This is a genomic window from Photorhabdus sp. RM323S (assembly GCF_042879375.1).
Taxonomy (GTDB): domain Bacteria; phylum Pseudomonadota; class Gammaproteobacteria; order Enterobacterales; family Enterobacteriaceae; genus Photorhabdus; species Photorhabdus tasmaniensis.
The window spans coordinates 1-1,923 of the sequence record NZ_JBHFKZ010000132.1; the positions used below are offsets into that span (position 1 = coordinate 1).

At 48.2% G+C, this 1,923-nt stretch carries 2 protein-coding genes; both read left to right on the forward strand.

The window, feature by feature from the left end; genetic code table 11:
- The first annotated feature begins 392 nt into the window (after positions 1-392).
- Complete coding sequence (locus ACGF7G_RS22145) at positions 393-668, forward strand: hypothetical protein (protein ID WP_387468430.1); 276 nt, start codon at positions 393-395, stop codon at positions 666-668.
- Positions 620-1,923 (forward strand): filamentous hemagglutinin N-terminal domain-containing protein (locus tag ACGF7G_RS22150; protein ID WP_387468432.1); only part of this gene is annotated, 1,304 nt, incomplete at its 3' end. The genes ACGF7G_RS22145 and ACGF7G_RS22150, both read left to right, overlap by 49 nt.

The following is a 1,923-nucleotide window of genomic DNA, read 5'->3' on the forward strand; positions in this document are numbered from 1 at the left end:
AAAAAATAGATCATAACCACCTTAGAAACAACAATATTTACATGAATTAAAGAAAAAATTAATTATATATAAACCCCTTTTTAATATGATATTTATCTTCACATCAGGGCGAGATTCCACTCTGAGCAAAAAAACAACCAAATAGACAGATATTAATAATCTCTCCCATTGAATACAGCTAATAATACCAGGGTGATTCTTCTCCTTTACTCCATCACCATTTAACATCTCCAGCCTTATCGCCACTTTTCAGCATTTAATACATCACATTCCCCATTATCAGGATTAAAGAACTCGATCTTGATCACATTTTATACTATCCATTCAGACAGATAAATAATTCCACATTAGAATAGTTTAATTATGTCACTATCAAATTATCAATATTCTCTATGGAAAGATTACCGTTTTATCACCAAAACCTGGCAGCACTTACCCTGCCGGCAATTTCCGCACTGACACAAGCCTCAATTCCTGTCAGCTCTGCGGATCAAGAAACGATCACGCAACAACAAAAAACCTTGTTGCAGCAAGCTCAACAACAATGGGCAGCGCTGCGTCACAATTTAGTCAGCATCACTGACTTTGTCACACTTAACGTAGAAAAAGGAAAAGTACGATGGATAAACGCAACACCCCGATGGTCAGGGCCACGGGTTATCTTTTAATTTACTTGATTGCGGTCTATCCGCTTCATCCCGCTATGGCGGCTGGGATAACGCCGGATAACAGCCAAACACAGGTACAACATCAGGGTAATGTCCCGGTGGTGAATATCGCCACCCCGAATAACGCGGGGATATCTCACAACACCTATCAAGAGTTTAACGTCGCTACTCAGGGTGCCGTGCTCAATAACGCCACTCAGGCGGTGCAATCACAACTGGCCGGGCAACTTAACGCCAACCCGAACCTGAAAGGCCCGGCGGCGGAACTGATTATCAATGAAGTCACCGGTAGCGGACGCTCTGAGCTGCAAGGTCAGTTGGAAATTGTCGGCAATAAAGCCAATGTGATGATTGCCAACCCCAACGGCATCACCTGTGATGGTTGTGGCTTTATCAATACTGCCGGTGCCACCCTGACCACCGGGAAACCCCAGTTTGACAAACAGGGGGCGTTGGAAGCACTCGAAGTGCAGCAAGGCCAGATTACCATTGGCGGCAAAGGACTGGACGGCAAGGCGACGGATTACGTCGATATCATCAGCCGGGCGACGGTGTTGAATGGAAAAATTCAGGCGAATAACCTGTCGCTGACGCAGGGTGCCAATCGCATCAACCGGAAAGACGGCACGGTTACCCCTCTCACTGGAGAAGGCACTAAACCGCAATTAGCCATTGATACCAAAGCGCTGGGCGGCATGTATGCCCATAAAATCCGGCTGGTGGCGACCGAAGCCGGGGTGGGCGTGAATCTCACCCACCTGACCGCCAGCCAGGACGATATCCGTTTGACTGCGGAGGGGAAAATTATCCTGGGGGAAGTACACGCCGGGACAGATATCCGCATCAACAGCAAGGCCATTGAAACAACCCCACAAAGCCACGTGCAAGCGGGTCAGCATCTGACGTTAACCACCGATACCCTCCACAATCAGGGCCAAATCCGGGCGGGGGGAGATATCACCCTTAAAGCCACCAAACTGGATAACGTCAACCCGACCGGGCAAAGTCACCCGGTGATTACCGCGGGTAAAAACAACCGCATTACCGCTGATGAGATAAACAATGTGGGCGAGTTAAGCGCGGCGCAAAATCTCACCCTGACTGGCAACAATTTTTCAATGCAAGCGATAAAAGACCGTCAGGGGAATAGCCTCAGTAAACTCAGTGCCGGTGGCGATCTGACGGCGACATTGACACAGACCTTTCGTTTTGATGTGGATAAGGACCCGGTTAACGCGGGCAAGAAACCCACCGT